At 69.7% G+C, this 16242-nt stretch carries 14 protein-coding genes and 1 pseudogene; 7 read left to right on the top strand and 8 right to left on the bottom strand.

Annotated features, from left to right (window positions below):
- Nucleotides 1-96 precede the first annotated feature (96 nt).
- Entirely contained in the window at nucleotides 97-1113 is a 1017-nt protein-coding gene (locus AC2CHE_RS20325) for a LacI family DNA-binding transcriptional regulator (protein WP_484506465.1), read from the top strand.
- A 148-nt stretch (nucleotides 1114-1261) separates the two neighbouring features.
- On the opposite strand, the gene AC2CHE_RS20320 is transcribed toward AC2CHE_RS20325, so the two are convergent.
- The 3 genes from AC2CHE_RS20320 to AC2CHE_RS20310 form a co-directional block, all read right to left on the bottom strand.
- Nucleotides 1262-1960: a proteasome protein gene (locus AC2CHE_RS20320; protein WP_484506464.1), complete on the bottom strand. Its 699-nt coding sequence runs from the start codon at nucleotides 1958-1960 to the stop codon at nucleotides 1262-1264.
- 373 nt (nucleotides 1961-2333) lie between these two features.
- The gene (locus tag AC2CHE_RS20315) at nucleotides 2334-3491 is read right to left on the bottom strand and encodes a GDSL-type esterase/lipase family protein (RefSeq protein ID WP_484506463.1); all 1158 of its coding nucleotides are present in this window, start codon (nucleotides 3489-3491) and stop codon (nucleotides 2334-2336) included.
- Nucleotides 3491-4069 carry a TetR/AcrR family transcriptional regulator gene (locus tag AC2CHE_RS20310; protein WP_484506462.1) on the bottom strand — a complete coding sequence of 193 codons (579 nt, stop codon included), beginning with the start codon at nucleotides 4067-4069 and terminating at the stop codon, nucleotides 3491-3493. The genes AC2CHE_RS20315 and AC2CHE_RS20310 overlap by 1 nt, the downstream gene beginning before the upstream one ends.
- Nucleotides 4070-4420: 351 nt before the next feature.
- Between AC2CHE_RS20310 and AC2CHE_RS20305 the strand changes: the two genes are divergently transcribed.
- On the top strand, nucleotides 4421-5992 hold the full coding sequence (locus tag AC2CHE_RS20305; protein ID WP_484506461.1) for an alpha/beta hydrolase: 1572 nt from the start codon (nucleotides 4421-4423) through the stop codon (nucleotides 5990-5992).
- A 229-nt stretch (nucleotides 5993-6221) separates the two neighbouring features.
- Here the strand turns inward: AC2CHE_RS20305 and AC2CHE_RS20300 are convergent, their stop codons facing one another.
- The 3 genes from AC2CHE_RS20300 to AC2CHE_RS20290 all read right to left on the bottom strand — a co-directional run bounded on the left by AC2CHE_RS20300 (nucleotide 6222) and on the right by AC2CHE_RS20290 (nucleotide 9958).
- The gene (locus tag AC2CHE_RS20300) at nucleotides 6222-6995 is read right to left on the bottom strand and encodes a hypothetical protein (protein ID WP_484506460.1); all 774 of its coding nucleotides are present in this window, start codon (nucleotides 6993-6995) and stop codon (nucleotides 6222-6224) included.
- A gap of 169 nt (nucleotides 6996-7164) precedes the next feature.
- Nucleotides 7165-7812 (bottom strand): FMN-dependent NADH-azoreductase, encoded by a 648-nt coding sequence (locus tag AC2CHE_RS20295; protein ID WP_484506459.1) that lies wholly within the window; start codon nucleotides 7810-7812, stop codon nucleotides 7165-7167.
- A 172-nt stretch (nucleotides 7813-7984) separates the two neighbouring features.
- Nucleotides 7985-9958 carry an acyl-CoA dehydrogenase family protein gene (locus AC2CHE_RS20290; protein WP_484506458.1) on the bottom strand — a complete coding sequence of 658 codons (1974 nt, stop codon included), beginning with the start codon at nucleotides 9956-9958 and terminating at the stop codon, nucleotides 7985-7987.
- Nucleotides 9959-10029: 71 nt separating this feature from the next.
- Between AC2CHE_RS20290 and AC2CHE_RS20285 the strand changes: the two genes are divergently transcribed.
- On the top strand, nucleotides 10030-10695 hold the full coding sequence (locus AC2CHE_RS20285) for a TetR/AcrR family transcriptional regulator (RefSeq protein WP_484506457.1): 666 nt from the start codon (nucleotides 10030-10032) through the stop codon (nucleotides 10693-10695).
- Between the two features lie 51 nt (nucleotides 10696-10746).
- On the opposite strand, the gene AC2CHE_RS20280 is transcribed toward AC2CHE_RS20285, so the two are convergent.
- Nucleotides 10747-11667: an SMP-30/gluconolactonase/LRE family protein gene (locus tag AC2CHE_RS20280; protein WP_484506456.1), complete on the bottom strand. Its 921-nt coding sequence runs from the start codon at nucleotides 11665-11667 to the stop codon at nucleotides 10747-10749.
- 164 nt (nucleotides 11668-11831) lie between these two features.
- On the opposite strand from AC2CHE_RS20280, the gene AC2CHE_RS20275 reads away from it, so the two are divergent.
- The 3 genes and pseudogenes from AC2CHE_RS20275 to AC2CHE_RS20265 form a co-directional block, all read left to right on the top strand.
- On the top strand, nucleotides 11832-12695 hold the full coding sequence (locus AC2CHE_RS20275; protein ID WP_484506455.1) for an alpha/beta fold hydrolase: 864 nt from the start codon (nucleotides 11832-11834) through the stop codon (nucleotides 12693-12695).
- 383 nt (nucleotides 12696-13078) lie between these two features.
- Nucleotides 13079-13213: a hypothetical protein gene (locus AC2CHE_RS20270; protein WP_484506454.1), complete on the top strand. Its 135-nt coding sequence runs from the start codon at nucleotides 13079-13081 to the stop codon at nucleotides 13211-13213.
- 185 nt (nucleotides 13214-13398) lie between these two features.
- Nucleotides 13399-13854: pseudogene (locus AC2CHE_RS20265) on the top strand (RICIN domain-containing protein); the annotation flags it as partial.
- A 112-nt stretch (nucleotides 13855-13966) separates the two neighbouring features.
- Here the strand turns inward: AC2CHE_RS20265 and AC2CHE_RS20260 are convergent.
- The gene (locus AC2CHE_RS20260) at nucleotides 13967-14737 is read right to left on the bottom strand and encodes a FadR/GntR family transcriptional regulator (RefSeq protein WP_484506453.1); all 771 of its coding nucleotides are present in this window, start codon (nucleotides 14735-14737) and stop codon (nucleotides 13967-13969) included.
- A gap of 254 nt (nucleotides 14738-14991) precedes the next feature.
- On the opposite strand from AC2CHE_RS20260, the gene AC2CHE_RS20255 reads away from it, so the two are divergent.
- Entirely contained in the window at nucleotides 14992-16146 is a 1155-nt protein-coding gene (locus tag AC2CHE_RS20255) for an ABC transporter substrate-binding protein (protein WP_484506452.1), read from the top strand.
- Nucleotides 16147-16242: the final 96 nt, after the last annotated feature.

Raw genomic sequence — 16242 nt, 5'->3', positions numbered from 1 at the left:
CGTCCTGGGGTTGTGAATGGTGCAGTCTTGTACGCTGGCCGACCATCGACGAGCGGCGGGAGGGCTGTGGCACGCAAGACCAACAGGTCGGCGACGATGCGCGACGTCGCCCGACTCGCCGGGGTGTCGATCAAGACGGTGTCCAACATCCTCAACGGCTACCAGTACGTGCGTCCGGAAACCCGCGAGCGGGTGGACGACGCGATCCGTGAGCTGGGCTACCACGTGAATGTGTCGGCGCGGAACCTGAGCCGAGGCCGGACCGGGGCGATCGCTTTGGTGCTGCCGTCGCTGCGCGTTGTGTACTTCGCCGAACTTGCGGACGCCGTCATGCGAGAGGCGTCCAGGCGAGGCCTGACCGTCTTCATCGAGCAGACCAACGCTGAGCGCGACCGCGAGTTGCGGGTACTGGACGGCAGCTACCGGTCACGCTTCGACGGCGTCCTGTACTCCCCGCTCGCGCTGGGCCAGAAAGACCTCCCGCTGTTCGACGTCGACTTCCCCCTCGTGCTCCTGGGCGAGCGGGTGTTCGACGGTGGCCTCGACCACGTCACGATGAGCAACGTCGAGGGAGCACGTGCGGCTACCGAGCACGTCCTGGACCGGGGTGCGACCACGGTAGTTCCCCTGGGAGTCAAGGACGACCCATCGCCGAGCAGCGGAACGCTGCGGTTCCAGGGCTTCCGGGACGCCCTCCAGCCACGAGGGTTCGACGTTGACCCACGCGCGATCATCGGTGTACCCGACTATTTCCACTCCACCGGCGCCACGACGATCGCTCGCATCCTTGACAGCGGCGTCAAGCCCGACGCGGTCGTGGCGTTCGCCGACACACTTGCGCTGGGTGCGCTCGCCGCCTTTCAGGACCGCGGCCTACGGGTTCCCGAGGACGTCCTGCTGATCGGCTTCGACAACATCGACGAAGCGAACTACTCCCGACCCCCGCTGAGCACCATCGAACCCGGACGCGACGTGATCGCACATCAGGCAGTCGCCCTTCTGGAAGAGCGGATCCAGCTCCAACTCGACGGTGTGCCGCGAGAGGAACAGCCGACCCCCCGGAGGATAGTCGTCGACTTCGAACTGATCCAGAGGCAGTCGACGCTGCGCTGAGGCCGTCCTGCCACACCGGTTGCGCAATTGCTGCGGTGGCAGCCGTCGGCGTACTGCTGTGACTGGCACATCTGGGCCGTGAACTGGGGAACGCGGTTCTTGTTCTGCCACGTACGGTCCACACAGCTCAGGTGTCGCCGTGTCCCCCTCAGTCAGTGAACAGCCGGTCGAGCGCTTCCTGTTCGAGGTCGCACCAGCGCTGGGCGTCCTTCAGCGCCTTGGCGATCTCTTTCTCGTCGAGGTGGTGAGCGCCCTCTTCGCGGATGCACGCGATGTTGAAGGGCCCGCCGACCGACGGCGAGGTCAGGTCCAGCGCCTCCAGCACCCGTATGACGCCCACTACGCCGTACTCGACGGTACGGGTGGTCATCCGGAAGTGGGACAGCAGCGCGCCGGCCTGCTGGGCCATGGGTGCGCCGGAGCCGATGGCGTGGAAGCCCACGTCCTCGTAACGGCCGATGAGCCCGTTGGGGTTGATCTCCACGATCCACGGCGCGCCCTGGCTGTAGCCGGCCGCGAGCAGGTACGCCGACACCCCGCCGCCGTCGCCCTCGCCGGGCACGTCCGGGAGGTAGTTCTCGTAGTGCTTCTTGAAAACGGGCAGGACGCGCTCCTGCAACTCACCGCCGATGTCGGGTGCTTCGAGGATGGCGGTGGCCGAGTCCTGGAGCAGAGGGCGCAGGTCGTTGAGTACTCCCCGTGCGCCGCTGCCGCCCCAGGCGGCGCAGGAGCCCAGCGGGTGCAGCTTCCGGGCGGGGAAGCTCAGACCGCGGTCACTATCGGTGATCTGGGAGTCAGCGCCGATCACCACCCCGTCGCTGCAGACAACGGCGAGTACGACGGTCATGGGGTCCTCCTGGGCAGGGGGTAGGGGAGTCGGGCGCGAGGTACCCGACATCCGGCCTGCCTACACCCCGACAGGTGGCGGCCCTCCGCTGCCCCGGACCGAGAGCCGCCTTCGGCCCGCACAGGAGCGGACTTCCGTCCAACCGGACCCCCCCAATATGCGAGAACTTCAAGCGCGAGGAACAGCCTGCCGAGAGTTCAAGATCCGGGCAACTTCCCTGCTCTTGCCGTCTCGGGCTCGGTCGAGGCAGCAACAACAGGGGAGTTGCCCGGATCTTGGGTTCGGCAAGGGAGCGTCGGCGAGCCAGATCGCGCGGGCCAGGTTGATGCCGCCGTCGCCCTGCACGGTCTCCAGGATGACGGCGGCCGGTAGGTCATGCCGGCGGGATAGCCGTTCGGGCGAACGGGCCGGGAGCGGTGAAGGCGTAGTCCGCGAACCGCGTGCCGATCCGCTGATGAGCCTCGGCGCTCGGGTGGAGGCCATCCGGTAGCGGAAGTTCGGTGGCGTCGGCTGGGCCGTACAACGCGGTGCCGTCGAGGTAGTGCAGGTTCTTGTCGGCGGCGCGGCGGTCGGCCAGCGAGCGCAACTCGCGCCGGATGACCTGGAGCGTCAGCCGTCCCAGCGTGACGTCCCCGGGCGTGCCGGTCGCGACGAAACGTACCTGGTCGGTGCCGATCGACTCGGGGTCGATCGCCCCCGGGCCGGGGGTTTCCTCGTGAATTCCGCAGAACAGCGGTGAGATCAGCAGCAGCGGGATGTCGGGGTGGCCGTCGCGGATCGTGTCGAGGAAGCCGTGGACGGCGGGAACGAAGGTGCGTAGCCGCATCCCGTCGAGGTTCACCACGTTGATGCCGAGCTTGACGCTGATGAGGTCGGCCGGGGCGTCGCGGATCACGCGGGCCAGGAACTGGTCGACGAAGGCGCTGCCGCCCAGACCGAGGTTACGCAGCTCGACCCCGGCCCGGCGGGCGGCGACGGCCGGCCAGATCTCGCTGGGCGCGAGGGCGTTCGAACCGTGACTGATGGAACTGCCATGATGTACCCACAGCGGCAGCGCGGCGTCGTCCGGCTCGATCGGGGCGTCGGCCCGCAGGTCGACCAGCTCCATGCTCTCGTTGTGCGGCAGCCAGATCTCGATCCGGTGCCGGCCGGCGGTCAGCCCGGAAACGGTGGTCGTGTGCGCCTGCCCGGGATGGAAGGCGCTTTGGCCGCTGGTGAGATCGACCGCGATCCGGTCGCCACCGCCCAGCGTGTCGCGGGCGGCGAGCACGCCGTCGACGTACACGTCGATGCGGCCACGCGGCCGGTCGGCGCCCAGGTAGGCGACCCGGGTCGGGTGGGTCACCAGCTCCAGCGTGCTCGCCGCAGTCCGGAAGACGACGCGTACGCCGGACGGCTGGCTCTCCATCGCGAGCAGCTGGCCGTCCGGGAACTGCTCCCGTACCCACGTCGGCAGCCGGTGCGGCCGGATGCCGCGCGGAGTGAGTTCGGCCTCGGCGACGCCACGGAGAAGATCGGACGGGACGGACATCAGTGGTTCCCTTCAGTGGGCCAGAAGCGGAAGGCGGTGTCGAGCGCGCTCAGCGCTCGTTGCCAGGAGACGTCGGCGGGGGGTTCGCGGTGCCCGAAGCTGCCGGCCACCTCAAGTGCCAGGAAGCCGTTGATGGTCGCGCCGAGCAGCCGGGTCGCATGCACGAGCTCGGTCTCGGGCAGCTGGTAACCACGGAGCATCGCCAGCGTGAGCGCGACCAGCCTGCCGGCCGCGCCCGACCGCACGGTCGTCGCCGCCGCCGGACGTTGCAGGGCGGCCCAACGGCCGGGAAACCGGCGGGCGTAGTCGCGGTGTGCGTCGGCGAGAGCGGTGAGCGCGTCTCGCTGTGAGCGGCCGCCGATGGCGATCGCGATCCGATCGGCCAGCTCGCCGAGGGCGAGTTCCTGGACGCTGTCGAGCAGCGCGGACCGGTCACGGACATGCGAGTAGAGGCTCGCGGTCTGCACGCCGAATTGGCGGGCCAGCGCCGACAGGGTGATCGCGTCGAATCCTTCCCGGTCCGCCAGCTCCGCCGCTGCGGCGATGACGATCGCCGGATTCAGGTTCGCTCGTGCCACACCCGCACCCTACACCCTGTAGACGGCAACCTAATAGATTTAGGTTGACCGTTCGTGCGCGCGGGGTTGGCGTCCGTGGCGGGCCGGCACGGTGGCGGCTTGTGACCTCTGCCATATTGACAATCGTCGGCCGGATGTCGATCCGCGTCCTGCGGCGACCGTGGCCTTCCCGGTGACCTCGCCATTCACGCGCGCAGACGGGAACGGCGCAGACGCCTGTCTTCCTAGTCAATACGATCACGTCCCGAATGGTATTACCGACGACATTTTCCGGTAACCCTGGACCGTGGCGTAGTCGCTACGTTCAGCACCGGCCGGCGGAAAGCCGGAAAATGATCTGAAAGAGGGAGCATGCGCAGAAAACTGATCCGGCGATTGCTTGCCGGGGTCACTGTGGGGGTGGTGCTGGCACCGCTCGCCACGTCGTCCGCGTCTGCGGCCCCGACCGTGGACGTGCAGTGGACGCCGTGTGAGCAGGACGCCAGCGCCCTGTGCGGCGCCCTGGAGGTACCTGTCGACTGGGCCGATCCGAACGGGCCGACCATCGAGTTGGCGCTGGCCAAGCGGCCGGCAACGGACCCGACGGTGCGTCGCGGCTCGCTGATCGTGAATCCGGGCGGCCCCGGTGGCTCCGGCGTCGACTCGGCGCTCTGGGCCAGCTACGGTGACGAACTGCGCCGCCATTTCGACATCGTCGGATTCGACCCGCGGGGGGTGGCCCGCAGTTCACCGATCAGGTGTACCTTGGAGAAGATCAATGATTTGCCGGTCGAGCCGATCAAAACTTCAAGCGCATTTTCCCGGATGGTTTCCGCGAGTCGCGCGTTGGCGGATGACTGTCGCGCCAAGAGCGGGCCGGTATTCGACCACGTGGACACGCTCCAGGTGGTCCAGGACATCGACGCGATACGTGTCGCGGTCGGTGACGCCCAGCTGAATTTTATCGGAATGTCGTACGGCACGTTGATGGCCCAGCAGTACGCGGAAATGTATCCGAGCCGGGTACGCGCCGTCGTGGCCGACAGCGTGATGGATCACAGCCAGGACGCGCGCGGTTTCGCCGTCACCCAGGCGGCCACCGGGCAGGATTCGTTCGACGAGTTCGTCGCGGGCTGCGCCCGGTTGCCGCAGTGCGCCCTGTACGGCCGGAACATCCGTCACTTCTGGCAGCGGCTGCTCGACCGCGCCGCCCGAGGCGAGTTGCCGGACCCGGACGATCACACTTACAAGATCACCCAGCGGGATCTGGTCAACTTCGTGTTGGGCAATCTCAACTACCAGCCGTACTGGCTGGAGATCGCGGCCGAGTTGGAGCGGGTCGATGCGGGACGGCCGTCGGGGGCGTTGTCGGCGGCGCGGGAGGCGACCGAGGAACCGCCGACCGTGGTGCCCTTCGCGTACCAGGCGGTGCTCTGTCAGGACTGGAACCTGAAGGCACCCAATGTCACCCAGTGGCGGTCGATCCTCGCCGACGCGCAGCGCGTCGCACCGGATCTACCGAACCCGCCCCGGGCGTCGGCCGGCGCGATCTGCCTGGGCTGGCCGACCCCGGCGGACAACCCGCAGCGGCGGATCAACCCGACCAACGGGTCGCAGCTGCTGCTCGTCAACTCGCTGCACGATCCGGCGACCGGTTACAACTGGGCGCTCGGTGCCGCCGACCAGTTCGCCGACCATGCCGAACTGCTGACCTACGAGGGTTGGGGGCACATCGTGTACGGCCGTGTGAGCTGCGCGGACGAGGCCATTGAGGCGTACCTGATCGACCAGGTGGTGCCGGCGGAGGGCACCCGGTGCGCCGCAGCCCCGCCGCCGGGCACGACGTCGGCCCGTGGCCGGGCGCCGAGCCAGGATTCTCGCCCCGCCGCGCCGCCGCCGGTGCCATTGCGCAGTGGCCCGGCGTTGCCGACCTGGCTGTTCTGACCGACCGGGACGGGGGTGGCGGTTCTCCCAGCAGAGGGCGAGCTGCTCCCGGCTCCGGTACGCCGCGATCGCGCCAACCGCAAAGACGATCAGGCCGGTCCAGATCCAGAACCGGCACCCCACGCCGCCCGGCGGATCCGCCGGGCGGCGTGGGGTGCGGTGAGCAGTACCTCGTTCGGTCTACCGGGTGACGAACTGAGCGGCGTGCCGCCCCTGACCGGTAGGGGCACTAGCGCTGCCACGTGTCGAGGGCGTCGACCGCCGCCCGCACGAAGTCGTCCACCAGCGCGGGGTCGCCGCTGGTGCCTTCCCACCCCTCGTCGTGCAGCAGGGTCACGGCGTCGGCCACCCGCACCACGGCGATCTGTGTGGTCGTCGTCTCGCCCTCGACGAGGTCGCCCGGAAGGTTCCGCGTCGGCCGCACCTGGACGACGAGCAGTCCCTCGTCGCCGGCGTCGGGCAACCCCTCGCTGCGGACCTTCACGGTGTCCCCGTTGTCGATGGTGAAGGACGAGCAGTCGGCGAGCGTCGCGCGGAGCCGCCGGAGGTAGTCCGCCGCGCCGTCGTCCGAGAACGTGAAGATCGTCTGTGCGATCGTGCCGTACGGCACGTTGGAGGGCGGGTCACCGGGCTGCCGGTAACCGGTCATCATCGCGGCGCTTGCGGTGACCGACCGGCCGCCGGTGCCGAACCCGTCGTCGCACAATTCGGGGAGGGCGTCGGCGACGGGCATCGTGCGTGGGGGAAGCTTCCGCAGCTCCGCCGGCAGTTCGAGGAAGGCCGACTTGGGGATGACCACGGTCATATCGGCCGTGGGGGAGGCTGCGGCCGGCTCCGTCGCGGCGCCCGACGCCGACGGTGGCGGGGTGGTGGTCGTATCCGGCCCGTCGGTGGCGTCGGTGCCTCCGCACCCGGCGGTGACCGCGAGGGCACCGAGCAATGGCAGCACCAGCGCTGTGACCCGGCGTGTCCGTCCGGCCGGCTGCTTCACGTCCAAGCTCATCGCGTTCGCCCCCCTTGTCCGATTGCGGCTCTCCTGCCCACCGGCGAACCCGGCGAAACTGTCGGCCGGCGTGTCCGCCGACCGACCCCCGAGTCGAAGCCCGTGACGGACGTACCAGACGAATAGGTGGATCCGGGGTTCCACGCCGGTCGGTTCTCGGCGGCCCGGCTCAGGCCGGGACCGGCAGGTCGCCGAGTGCGCGGCCGGCCTCCCGGGCGGCCTGCAGGGCCTCGGCGTGCATCTGCGCGGCCTGCTCGGTGAACGAGTCGAGGGCGGGGTTGACGCCGACGAGGGTGAACTCGCGCTCGACCACTGTGAGGTCGGCGCCCCAGCAGTCGGCGATGATGCGGCGCAGGTACGGCGTCGCGTGGTCCCAACCCTCCCGGGGTGTGCCACCGCCGTATGCCCCGCCACGGACCGTGGCGAGCACGACCCGCTTACCCGCCAGGAACGGCTGGCCGAACGCTCGCTGGTCGGTGCTGACCAGGTCGACGTACGCCTTGAAGTGCTGTGAGACGCCGTAGTTGTAGAGCGGCACGGCGAACAGGATGGCGTCCGCGGCGAGCAGTTCGTCCACCAGTGTCGCGGCGAGGTCGACAGCATCGCGCTGCTCGGTGGTGTGCTCCTCCGGCGCGGTCATCCCGGCGGTGACCGCCGCGGCCCAGACGGTCACGGGCAAAGGATCGACGCCGATGTGGCGACGTTCGATCGCGTCACCGGGGCGCGCGGCGAGCCACTCCGCCTCGACGATGTCCGCGATCTCGCGGCTCGCCGAGCCGTGGGTGCGGATGCTGGCATCCAGCCGGAACAGGGTCACGACAACTCCAGTGCGAGTGAGGTTCAAGCTTGAACTCAACGATAGCGGAAAGAGTTCAAGCTTGAACTAAATGCGAGATGCCTCACCTGCATGGCGGGGTGCGCCCGAGGGCGGTATGCGACATGCGCGCATCCGCCCGCCGTGCGCTGGGCGGTCGCGACCCGGATTCGCGCTAGGCGATGGTGGTGTCGTGGGCGGTCATGGTGTCCTGGCGGTCGGGTTCCTCGCGCAGGATGGCGGCGTGCAGCCAGATGTCCGGGATGGCGAACCCGTCCACCAGTGTCCGCATCTGCGGGCGCAGCTCCTTGAGCAGGCCGTTCACCACGGCGGTGATCGCCTTCGAGCGGGCCGGTGTGAGCCGGCCGTGTTCCAGCAGCCACCCCTTGTGGGACTCGATGACGCTGAGTGCGTACAGGTCGCAGACGCGGGAGAGCAGCGCCCGGACCGCCGGGTCCGCGGTGTTCTCGATGCCGGCGACGAACGCCTCCAGGGTGATCCGGTCGATGTGCGCGGCGGCGGCGGTGAGGACATGGTCCTGGACGTTGTTGAAGATGTCGAAGGGACGCTCCTGCTTGCTGCTCGCGCCGTTGCGCAGCCGGCGGATGGCCCCTTCGAGCAGGTGCTTCTCACGGTCGTCGAAGATTTTGAGCTGCCAGCCCCGGTCGGTGACGGCAACCTCCTCGTCGCGGCCGGGCACGGCGCTGATCAGCTGCTGGATCAGCGACCGTGCGGCGGTGCGTTCGAGCACCATCTCCCGGACCTGCTCGGCGACGAAGGAGGCGCGACCCCAGCCGTCCAGCGAGCCGAACTCGTCCCGGTAGCCGGTGAGCAGCCCCTTGGCGACCAGTTGCAGCAGGACCGTGTTGTCGCCCTCGAAGGTGGTGAAGACGTCGGTGTCGGCCCGCAGGCCCGGCAACCGGTTCTCGGCCAGGTAACCGGCACCGCCGCACGCCTCGCGACACAGCTGGATGGTGCGGGCCGCGTGCCAGGTCTGCGCGGCCTTGAGCCCGGCGGCGCGGGATTCCAGCTCCCGCTGCTGGCGCTCGTCGAGCGGGCCGTCGCCGCCCTGCACGTCGTGCACCGCGGCGACCAGTTCGGCCTGGGCGAAGTGCAGCGCGTAGGTGGTGGCCAGGGCGGGCAGCAGCTTGCGCTGGTGGGCCAGGTAGTCGTTGAGCAGCACCTCCCGCTCGGCGTCGGGGGTGCTGAACTGACGGCGGATGTCGCCGTAGCGAACCGCGATGGTCAACGCCGACTTGGTGGCCGACGATGCGGCGCCACCCACACTGACCCGGCCACGGACCAGGGTGCCGAGCATGGTGAAGAAGCGCCGGGAGTCGTTCTCGATCGGGCTGGAGTAGGTGCCGTCCTCGGCGACCTGGCCGTACCGGTCCAGCAACAAGTCCCGGGGCACCGTCACGTGGTCGAAGCTGAGTCGCCCGTTGTCCACGCCGAGCAGGCCGGCCTTGGGCCCCGCGTCACCGATGGTCACGCCGGGCAGCGGGTTGCCCCGCTCGTCGCGGATCGGCACCAGCCACGCGTGTACGCCGTGCCGCCGCCCGTTGGTGACCAGCTGCGCGAAGACCACCGCCATCCGCCCGTCCCGGGCGGCGTTGCCGATGTAGTCCTTGCGGGCCGCCTCGTGCGGGGTGTGCAGGTCGAAGGTCTGCGTCCGGGGATCGTAGGTGCAGGTGGTGCGCAGCTGCTGGACGTCGGAGCCGTGCCCGGTCTCGGTCATCGCGAAGCAGCCCAGGATCCGGCCGGAGATGATGTCCCGAAGGTAGGCGTCGTGGTGACGTCGGGTGCCCAGGGCCGCGACCGCGCCGCCGAACAGACCCCATTGCACGCCGGCCTTGACCATCAGCGATAGGTCGACCTGCGCCAGCATCTCGGTGGCGATGATCGAGCCACCGACGTCGGATCCGCCGCCGTACTGGGTGGGAAAGGCCGACGCGGTGCCCAACTTGACGGGCAGCTCGCCGAGTAGTCGGGTGATCCGCTCACGCGCCTGGTCGCCGGTTTCGCCATAAACCGGGAGGAAACGCTCGTCGAGGTGCCTGCGGTGCGCGTTGCGGACCTCGGCCCACGGTCCGTCGAGCACGTCCTGAAGGAGGGTGAGGTCGACGGGGCCGGGTGCTGGGCTGGGCATGGCTACCTCGCAGGATGCTGGTTGGGTACAGCTCGTACCCAACCAGGGTACCGAGCCGCTACAGTGATCCGGTGAGCAATACGGCGGTGAAACGGGACACCATCGCCGCCCGCCGTGCCGGTGGCATCCCGCAGGAGCGGGCCCGGCGACGGCAGGCGATCGTGGAGGCCGCGGTCCGCGTCATCGAGGAACACGGCACCGACACAGGGCTGGGCACGGTGGCCGACCGGGCCGGGCTGCCCAGACCGCACGTGTACCGCCACTTCACCGGCAAGGACGACCTCGACCAGGCCGTCGCCCGGCACGCCGCCCGCGAGGTGAGCGCCTGGATCCGTCCGTCGCTGTCGGCCCCGGGCACCCCGCCGGAGGTGGTGCGCGGCATCGTCGGCCGGGTGTTGAGCTGGGCGGTGGCCCACCCCAACCTCTACCGGTTCCGGGCCCGCCTCGGCACCGCGTACGCCGTCCCCGAGATCACCGAGGCCGCCGTTGCCAACCTGCGTGCCGCCGGGCAGACGGCGCACCTGCCCGGGTACGTGGTGGCCAGCGCCGTCGGCATGGTCGACGCCGGCATCATCTGGTGGTTCGATCACCGGGACGAGGTCGGGCCGGAGCAGCTCAACGACTGGCTCGCCGAGCAGGTCTGGCGGGTCGTCGCCGAGGCGGCCCAGCGACCACCGTCGGCGTGGCGACCAGTGGCTCCTGTCGCGGCCCTTCCGGCAGCCCTGCCCGGCCGCTGACCGGCCGGGCAGGAACCGGCACCCGCCGCACCGGAATCCGCTTCGGCTTGCCTAACCGGCGGGAGCGCCCGTCGTCGGGCCCGCGCCGGTGACGTTGAGGGCGAGCGAGTAGACCGAGGTGGTGGCCGTCACGAACAGCAGGTTGCGCTTACGGCCACCGAAGGCGAGGTTCGAGCAGATCTCCGGTAGCCGGAGCTTGCCGAGCAGGGTGCCCTCCTGGTCGAAGCAGTGCAGCCCATCGTGGGCGGCGACCCACAGTCGCCCCTCCCGGTCGAGCCGGATCCCGTCGAACGACCCGGCGTCACAGTCGGCGAGCACGCCACGGTCCCGAAGCGTCCCGTCGGAGTCCACGTCGAAGTGCCGGAGGTGCCGGCGTCGGGTGTCGGCGATGAACAGCCGACGCTCGTCGGCCGAGAACGCCAGACCGTTGGGGCGCAGGAAGTCGTCGGCGACCCGTTCCACCCGACCGTCGGGCCGGCAGCGGTAGACGTGGCACCCGTCCAGCTCCGGATCTGCCCGGTGCCCCTCGTAGTCGCTGTCGATGCCGTAGCTCGGGTCGGTGAACCACAACGAGCCGTCGCTGGTCTCCACGACGTCGTTCGGGCTGTTGAACCGCTTGCCCTGCCACCGGTCCGCCACCACGGTCAGCGAGCCGTCCGGCTCGGTACGGGTGACCCGGCGGTGGCCGTGCTCGCACGTCACGACGCGGCCGAGGCGGTCGATCGTACGGCCGTTGGGGTAGCCGGCGGGCGTCTGGAACACGTCGCAGCGCCCGGTGATCTCGTCCCAACGCAGCACCCGGTCGTTCGGGATGTCACTGAACAGCAGGCAGCGCCACGCGGGGGAGTACGCCGGCCCCTCCAGCCAACGCCCGCCGTCGAACAGTCGTTGCATCACGTGGTCCCCGCTGACCGTCTGGAACCGCTCGTCCAGGACGTCCCAGCGGGTGGGCACGCGCTCGACCGAGTTCATCGTGCACCCCTGGCGGCCTCGGCGTTCCCGTGCTGTTCGACGGCAGTCGTCACGTACCGGATGGTACGGCGGCCTCGGGTGGGCGGCCCACGAGGGTTGGTGCGAGCGGTGGCGGTCGTGTAGCCGCCTGTTGGGGTGGCGGCCGACGTGGGTACTGGACGCGCATGTTCAACGGATTCACCGACGAGCGGGTCGATGTGGGAGAGGTGGAACTCCGGGTCCGGCACGCCGGGCATGGGCCCGCCGTGCTGCTCGTGCACGGGCATCCACGTACCGGATCGACCTGGCATCGGGTCGCCCCGCGGCTGGTGGACCACGGGTTCACCGTGGTCTGTCCCGACATGCGGGGCTACGGGCAGTCCGGCAAGGCGCGGATTCTGCCGGACCACTCCCAGCAGTCAAAGCGCGTGGTGGCGGGGGACCTGGTCCGACTCATGTGTACGCTCGGTCACGCGACGTTCGCCCCGGTCGGGCACGATCGCGGGTGCTACGTGGCACTACGCCTGGCACTGGACCATCCCGACGCCGTCAGGCGGCTGGTGGTCATCGACGGAGTGCCGATCAGCGAGGCCCTCGCCAAGTGCGACGCGACGTTCGCCCGGAGCTGGTACCACTGGTTCTTCTTCGCCCAGCCGGACAAGCCGGAACGGGCCATCGGTGCCGATCCCGACGCCTGGTACGCGGACACGGCGCGGCCGGACCGGATGGGAGTCGACAACCACCGGGAGTTCCGGCAGGCCATCCATGACCCGGCGACGGTACGGGCGATGCTGGAGGACTACCGCGCCGGGCTCGGAGTCGACCGGGCGCACGAGGAGGCCGACCGGCGAGCCGGTCGCACGGTCCGGTGCCCCACCCTGCTGCTCTGGTCGACCCGCGACGACCTGGAGGAGCTGTACGGCGACCCGCTCGCCGCCTGGCGTCCCTGGGCCGACGATCTGCGCGGCCATTCGATCGAGTCCGGACACCACGTCGCCGAGGAGAACCCGGACGACCTGACCGCCGCGCTGCACCGCTTTCTCGCCTGACCGTCTCGCCGGGGCCACCGCGTACCGACGGTCGGGGGCTGGTGCGGGAGCGCCGGCATGGGTCACCCTGGCTGTCACGCTTATCCACTGATATCCAGCACCACCTCGCCTGCTCCCGCGACCGTCCGGCAGTCCCGCCGGGCGGCCCGACAGTCGCCACCGGGCCCGTGGGCGGGGCGTTCAGTGGCCGTGGGCGGGCGGACCGGGGGTGCACGGTCCCGGATCGGGAGACCGAAATATCGGGCAAGCGATAGACCTCTGTCGTTTGACGTGTGACGTCGTTAACGCTAACTTCGCTGTCACGAGCGGGTGTTGTGGCTGCCGGGAGCCCGATTCTCCGCTGTGGTCCCACGCCGGCCAGCCGCGACCGTGGGTGCGTCGTCATGCTGCCCGGTGGTGCCGGTGACCAGATCTTCCGCATCACCCCCACCGTGCTGACGCCGGCACAACCCCAGGGCATCCACGGCTGCGCGTGGATGACCCCGATCGAAGGAGTGGACCATGAAGGCCGTCGGTGAGGCTCGTCCCGCCTCTCCACCCAGACGCGGCTGGCGGTCGGGACTGGCTGCGGCGGCCGCCGCGGTCCTCGCGGCGAGCGCGCTCGTCACGGTGAACGCGGCGCCCGCGGTGGCGGCGACTGTGGACCTTAGCGCGTGGTACGTGTTGGTCACGGACGGGTCGGCGGCTGATGGTGCGGCGGTGGTTGATGTTCGCGTTCCACTGGTGGGGCGGCACCGCCGGCGACGTCGCCTACGGTGAAGCGGACGGGGCCGCCTGGGCCTACCACGGGCAGCAGGAGCAGTCGGACAACACCGCGATCCTGGTCGCGCCCCAGGGCATCGGCAACGGTTGGGCCAACTCCGGTGGCGAGGACGTCAGCCGATCGCGTACTTCGGTCTGCACGGCATCTCGGACAACGTGCTCAGCATCGGCCAGGGACGGGGGCTGCGCGACACCTTTGTCCGCAACAACGGGCGCAACGCCCAGGACCCGCCGGAGCCGGGTGCGGGGAGCCGTACGCACATCACCACGGCCTACTCCGGCTGCCGCGCCGGGTACCCGGTGCAGTTGGCGGCCTTCGACAACGGGCACATGCCGGGCCCGGTGGACGGGACCTACGCCGAGAGTGGGCATCACAAGCTGGACCAAGGGTGAGATCTGACGCTTCTTTGCCCAGTTCGACTGACCGGGCCGAGCGCGACGGCGGGTCTCGGCCTCCTGGCGGCAGCGGGAGCCAGGAGGTCGGGCCCGCCGACCCGTCGTGTCCCAGGTCAGCGTTGCAGGCGGGCTGGCCTGCCCGAGCCGCTGCGGCGGACCACCCATGCCTCGGTGATGTGGGTGAACATCGCCGTCGCCGCCCCTTCCGGGTCGTGGGCGGCGATCCGCTCGTAGATGCGGCGGTGCCCACGGTTCGACGCCACGCACAGGGAACGCTCGGTGCGGCCCATGTACCGGGCGGTGTTCACCACCTGACTCTCCAGCGCCCGTACGACGCCACGGGCGATGCGGTTCCCGGACGCCTGCATGATCGTGTCGTGGAAGGCCCGGTCGTGCTCGTGGTAGGTGACGTGGTCGCCGACCAGTTCGTCCATCCGATCCACAAGTCCGCGCAGCCGGTCGAGAGTCTCCTGGTCGGCCACCCGGGCGGCGACGTTCGCCATGTCGGATTCCAGCAGGCGTCGGGTGACCACGAGGTCGTCGAGGATGGCGAGGCTGTCGTCCTCGGCGATGGTGGCCGCGAGCACGAGTTCGTCGAGCATGTCCCACATCGAGGGCGGGGTGACCATGGTGCCGGCACCCTGCCGGACCTGTACCAGCCCCTTCTCCTGGAGGATCTTCACCGCCTCCCGGACCACGGTCCGGCTGACGGAGAAGGTCTCGCAGAGCACCGGTTCGGGGGGTAACGCCGTGCCGGACGGATGCACCCCGCGGACGATGCGTTCCACCAACTCGGCGGTGACTGCCGTGGCGAGGTTGGTGGGGCGGCGCGCCCAGGCTGGGGCGGCCAGCTTTTCCAGGGCCGTCTCCTGCGATGGCGTCATGTCCCCCTCCGATTGGCTCGTCGTGCCACGACGTCCAGGGCCAGTGTACGGCGGACTGTTGACGTCAGACGTCATACGAGTTACGTTCCTGATCACGTTGGCTGCGGCCGGCCGTCAGCCACTCCCTTCAGAGGTGAACAACGATGAAACAACGAGCATTGTGGTCCGCCGTCCTCGTTGTGGGACTGGCGACGGCAGGTTGTGGAAGTGCCAGCGACACGGGCACCTCTTCCGGAGGCTCGACCGACAAACTGGTGGTGTGGGACTGGAAGTCCGGCGAGCCGTCGGCCAAGGCGTATGTCGAGAAGGCGAAGGCCGACTTCGCCGCCAAGCACCCCGACGTGACTGTCGAGTTCGTCGCGCAGCCGTTCGACCAGTACTACACGCTGCTCGGCGCGGCCATTCAGTCCGGCAAGGGCCCGGACGTGATGCTGTTCAACGGCGGCGGCCAGATCCGGGACCGGGTCGACGCGCTGGTGCCGCTCGACGAGTACGTGGCCGAGGACAAGCAGCGGCTCGCGGGTTGGGACGCCTTCAGCAAGGACGGCAAGGTCTACGCCGCGCCGGTGACGCTTCAGGGGCACCCCATTTACTACAACAAGGCGCTCTACGAGAAGGCCGGGCTCGATCCGGCGAGTCCCGCCACCACCTGGGACAAGTTCCTCGCCGACTGCGCCGCCATCGACAAGGCCGGTGCCAAGTGCTTCGCGCTGGGTAACAAGGAGGGCGCCGGGATCCAGTTCTGGATGTCGGCCCTGGGCTCCGGCATACTCACCGCACAGGAGTACGACGACTGGATCGCGGGCAAGCGCGACTGGAACTCGCCGAACGTGAAGCGCATCTTCGAGCTATGGAAGGAAGCCGGCGACGCCGGCCTGAACAACGACGGGGCCAACTCGACAGCGATGTTCAACGACTCGTTCGCGCTGTTCCAGTCCGGCAAGGCCGCGCACGTCATCGGGCTGATGTCGGACGTGGGGCACTGGAAGGACTTCAACGAGTTCCTCACGGCCGAGAAGCTCGGCGTGATGAACGCACCGGTGGTCACCGCTGGCACCACGCCGAGCCTGGCCTATGACGGGGGCATCGGGTACGCGGTGGCGAAGTGGACCAAGGATCCCAAGGTCGCCGCCGACCTGGTGCGATCGCTGACGTCGACCGGGGCGCTCCAGGCGTTCTACGCCGAGGCCGGTGCGATCGCCGCCGACACCACCATCGATGTGTCGCAGGCCGGCCCGGCCGCCGCCACTATCGTCGCCGCGCTCGGCAGCGGTAAGCCCGCCCTGCACGTGGCACTCTCCTCTAAGACCCTGGATCTGATGGGACGGGTCTCCCAGCAACTGCTCAGCGGCTCGATCAGCGTCGACGAGGCGGTGAAGCAGCTGGCAGCTTCCGACCAGGCGGGCTGATTTCGTGCCGATCGGAAACGCAGAGCCGTCGGGGCGGGGGGCGGCCCGCCCGCGGGCCGGCCGGGGGGGGGGGGGGGGGGTGGGGGGGCCCCGCGG

Source organism: Micromonospora sp. ATLC16 (assembly GCF_057196645.1).
Note: the sequence above shows the minus strand (reverse complement) of the source record. Positions and strands in the feature narration are given on the sequence as shown.